The sequence below is a fragment of the Pseudoalteromonas sp. SWYJZ19 genome, assembly GCF_015864375.1.
In the GTDB taxonomy this organism is placed as follows: Bacteria; Pseudomonadota; Gammaproteobacteria; order Enterobacterales; family Alteromonadaceae; genus Pseudoalteromonas; species Pseudoalteromonas arctica.
On sequence record NZ_JADYXI010000044.1, the window covers coordinates 1 to 3,940 of the forward strand.

Here is a 3,940-nt window from a genome sequence, read left to right on the forward strand (position 1 = left end):
ACCTAAGTAGGTTGGCTGTTAGAACTCAATCTGTACGAGTGCCCACACAGATGATTGCTTTATATTGTTAAAGAACGTTGCGATTATAAAGTTAAACTTTATCTCGCTAGGGCTGCGCATACTACGCTTTCCTATTTTTTTGTCAACACTTAAATTTAAACTTTCTAAAAGATTCTATCTAAGTTTTACTTAACACCCTGAGTTGTTCGTGCCTCGCTATGCGTTGGCGTTTCCCGTCTCAGTGGGGTCGCATTATAGGGAGATCCGAAAACAGATCAACCCTTTTTTGAAGAAAACTTGAAATAATGTGCTGTTCGCTGAGTATTTGAGCTAAACACGTTAAAAACACAACATAACTAGCAAATTATTAACAACTAAAGGTGTTTAAACTTCACTAATATTAAAAGTGAGCTTAAACGATCTTCATATAAAGACTTACACCCCATATGATCAACACGATCGTTAATGAAAGTGTTACGGCTGCAGATCCCATATCTTTGGCTCTACCTGACAATACATGCAATTCTGTACTTACTCGATCTGTTAATGCTTCAATGGCAGAGTTTAGCAATTCAACTATTAGAATAATAAGCAGTGAGCTAATTAGTATTGCCCAGTGTAATAATGATGAAGCCAGCCAAAATGAAGTGGGGAATAATATAAGGCTTAGTAATAGCTCTTGTCTAAATGCAGCTTCTTCTTTAAATGCTGCTTTAAAGCCAAGATAGGAGCAATAGGTTGCTTTGAAAACGCGTTTGAGGCCTAAGCCATTTGGTTTTAATACATCTTTCATTAATAAACTCTATGAATGAAGGTCAAAATAAAGCCCCGCACTGCGAGGCTTTTTATTTATGCTACGCCGTATTGATCACGGTAAGCTTTAACTGAGGCTAAATGCTCGCCCATCGTTCCTTGGTTTTCAAGGTAACTAATAAGGTCTGCTAATTTTACAATAGAAATTACTTTGGTATTAAAGTCGCGTTCAACTTCTTGAATAGCTGATAACTCGGCTTTACCTTTTTCTTGGCGATCTAATGCAATTAAAACACCACTAAGGTCTGCACCATTTTGTGCAATAATTTCCATGGACTCACGAATAGCGGTACCTGCGGTAATTACATCATCAACTAGCATTATTTTGCCATTGAGTTCTGAGCCTACTAATGTACCTCCTTCACCGTGTGCTTTTTTCTCTTTACGGTTAAAACAGTACGGTACATCTTTATCATGGTGATCTGCTAATGCAACTGCCGTCGTTGTTGCTATTGGGATACCCTTATACGCGGGACCAAATAGTACATCATACTCTATCGCTGAATCTTCTAATGCTGATGCATAAAAACGACCTAAACGTGCTAAGTCACGACCTGTATTAAACAAACCGGCATTAAAAAAGTAAGGACTTATGCGCCCTGACTTTAAAGTAAACTCACCAAATTTTAATACCTGCTTCTCTAGAGCAAATTCTATAAACTCTTTTTGATAATCTTTCATATCTAGTGGCCTACCTATTTATGCTAATGCTTGCTTTTGTACGTCAATGATCTCACGAATAGAATGTTTAGCTAAAGTAAGTAACTCATCTAGCTCATCAAACGAGAAAGGTTCGCCTTCGGCTGTGCCTTGAATTTCTATAATTTTACCTGTTTCGGTTAAAATTACATTCATATCAGTTTCTGCTGCTGAATCTTCAATATATTCTAAATCGCTAATTGCTTGGCCTTTGTATATACCTACTGAAATAGCTGCAATCATATGCTTAAGTGGGTTTGAATTAATCATACCCTTTGCACGCATGTGCGTTAGCGCATCAACAAGTGCAACACATGCACCACTTATAGAAGCAGTACGTGTACCGCCATCTGCTTGGATTACATCACAGTCAATGGTGATTGTGTTTTCGCCAAGTGCTTTTAAATCAACAGCAGCACGCAGTGCACGTGCAATTAAACGTTGAATTTCCATAGTACGACCGCCCTGCTTACCACGTGCAGCTTCTCGAGCATTACGCGTATGCGTTGCTCGCGGTAACATACCGTATTCAGCATTGATCCAACCTTTACCCTGACCTTTCATGAAACGAGGAACGCCCGATTCGACAGTAGCTGTACAAAGTACTTTGGTGTTACCAAACTCAACAAGTACTGAGCCTTCAGCATGCAAAGTATAATTACGTGTAAATGTAACAGGTCTAATTTGATTAGGTGTTCTTTCGCTTGGACGCATTGACGATCCCCTTAATTCAGAATTTGCGACATTATAAGTGTATGTGGGTATAGATACCATGCTGATTTAAATAAATAGCTGTATGCAAAATATTCAGTGTATTAAATTTTCCCTAGAGCTTAAGCGGTGTTACGGTATAATCATCGTAATATTGTATTTATAAATTTAGGAAAATATCCATGATCCACAGTATGACAGCTTATGCGCGTCGCGAAATAAAAGGCGATTGGGGAACTGGCACTTGGGAAGTTCGTTCAGTGAACCAGCGTTACCTTGAAACATTTATTCGCGCACCAGAGCAATTTCGTGGCATGGAGCCAGTTATTCGTGAGCGTTTACGCAAACACTTACAACGCGGTAAAGTTGAGGTTTTTTTAAAGTTTGTAGCAAATCCTGCCCATGTTGGTGAGCTATCAATTAACCAAGCCCTTGCTGAGCAACTTATAAATAGCGCTAAATGGGTTCAACAGCAAAGTAATGGCGACATTAATCCTGTTGATATATTACGTTGGCCTGGTGTTATGGAAGCTGAAGAACTTGATATGGATAGCGTTAATACAGCACTAATTGCTGGTCTTGATCAAGTAATCGAAGATTTTAAATCAGCTCGTGGCGATGAAGGTGCAAACCTTGAAGAAATGATAGCAATCCGCCTTGATGCGATTTTAGAGCAAGTAGAAATTGTAGAAACGCATATGCCTGAGATTGCTAAGTGGCAGCGTGAAAAACTGGCTCAAAAGCTAGAAGACTTAACAGCAAACATTGACGAGTCACGCCTTGAACAAGAACTTATTTATCTTGCTCAAAAACAAGATGTAGCTGAAGAATTAGATCGTTTAAAGTCTCACGTTAAAGAAACTAAAAAAATCCTTAAAAAAGGTGGCGCATGTGGCCGCCGCCTAGATTTTATGATGCAAGAATTTAATCGTGAAGCTAACACGCTAGCATCTAAGTCTATCAATAGTGACATCACTACTGCCGCCGTAGAGTTAAAAGTATTGATTGAACAAATGAGAGAACAGATCCAAAATATTGAATAGTTTTCAGCCAATTATGGCATATTCATAACTTATCAAAACCCGGGCTAGGCTCGGGTTTTTTATTAATACCAATAATGATATTTTGAATGTTGTTACCAAGCATCTTCGTCTAATGTGAAATCCTCACCTTCAAATCACTCTTTATTTTAGACATTAAAAAGCCCGAGACTAAGCTCAGGCTTTTTGGTAACAATTAGCTAGGCTAATAATTACGCTCTGAACGTTACTACAACGCACCTACGCCTAAAGTAAGAGCGCCACCTTCATATGACACTTTATTCTAGACATTAATAAGCCCGAGGCTAAGCTCGGGCTTTTTGGTAACAATTAGCTAGGCTAATAATTACGCTTTGAACGTTACTACAACGCACCTACGCCTAAAGTAAGAGCGCCACCTTCATATGACACTTTATTCTAGACATTAAAAAGCCCGAGACTAAGCTCGGGCTTTTTGATAACAATTAGCTAGGCTAATAATTACGCTTTGGACGTTACTACAACGCACCTACGCCTAAAGTAAGAGCGCCACCTTCATATGACACTTTATTATAGACATTAAAAAAGGCCACCTGAGTGACCTTTTTCTAACAATTAACTTTAAAGTTAATTATTACGCTACGATAGTTGCTACAACACCAGCACCTACAGTACGACCACCTTCACGGATAGCAAAA

Annotated in this window: 4 protein-coding genes; 1 reads left to right on the forward strand and 3 read right to left on the reverse strand. The window is 38.8% G+C overall.

Going from position 1 to position 3,940, the window contains the following annotated elements:
* Window positions 1-412: 412 nt before the first annotated feature.
* Genes I6F45_RS21035 through rph form a run of 3 tightly spaced genes read right to left on the reverse strand, consistent with a single transcriptional unit; the run spans window position 413 to window position 2,226 of the window.
* On the reverse strand, window positions 413-793 hold the full coding sequence (locus I6F45_RS21035) for a diacylglycerol kinase (RefSeq protein WP_007583384.1): 381 nt from the start codon (window positions 791-793) through the stop codon (window positions 413-415).
* A gap of 56 nt (window positions 794-849) precedes the next feature.
* Complete coding sequence (gene pyrE, locus I6F45_RS21040) at window positions 850-1,494, reverse strand: orotate phosphoribosyltransferase (RefSeq protein ID WP_007583381.1); 645 nt, start codon at window positions 1,492-1,494, stop codon at window positions 850-852.
* An 18-nt stretch (window positions 1,495-1,512) separates the two neighbouring features.
* Window positions 1,513-2,226 carry a ribonuclease PH gene (gene rph / locus I6F45_RS21045; RefSeq protein ID WP_002958890.1) on the reverse strand — a complete coding sequence of 238 codons (714 nt, stop codon included), beginning with the start codon at window positions 2,224-2,226 and terminating at the stop codon, window positions 1,513-1,515.
* Between the two features lie 179 nt (window positions 2,227-2,405).
* Here rph and I6F45_RS21050 point away from each other — a divergent pair, with 179 nt between their 5' ends.
* Entirely contained in the window at window positions 2,406-3,266 is an 861-nt protein-coding gene (locus I6F45_RS21050; protein ID WP_002958889.1) for a YicC/YloC family endoribonuclease, read from the forward strand.
* Window positions 3,267-3,940 lie beyond the last annotated feature (674 nt).

Bases quoted from the DNA above. Each gene is read 5' to 3' on its own strand.
- I6F45_RS21050 (WP_002958889.1), top strand. From the start codon at position 2,406: ATGATCCACAGTATGACAGCTTATGCGCGTCGCGAAATAAAAGGCGAT.
- I6F45_RS21035 (WP_007583384.1), bottom strand. From the start codon at position 793: ATGAAAGATGTATTAAAACCAAATGGCTTAGGCCTCAAACGCGTTTTC.
- rph (WP_002958890.1), bottom strand. From the start codon at position 2,226: ATGCGTCCAAGCGAAAGAACACCTAATCAAATTAGACCTGTTACATTT.
- pyrE (WP_007583381.1), bottom strand. From the start codon at position 1,494: ATGAAAGATTATCAAAAAGAGTTTATAGAATTTGCTCTAGAGAAGCAG.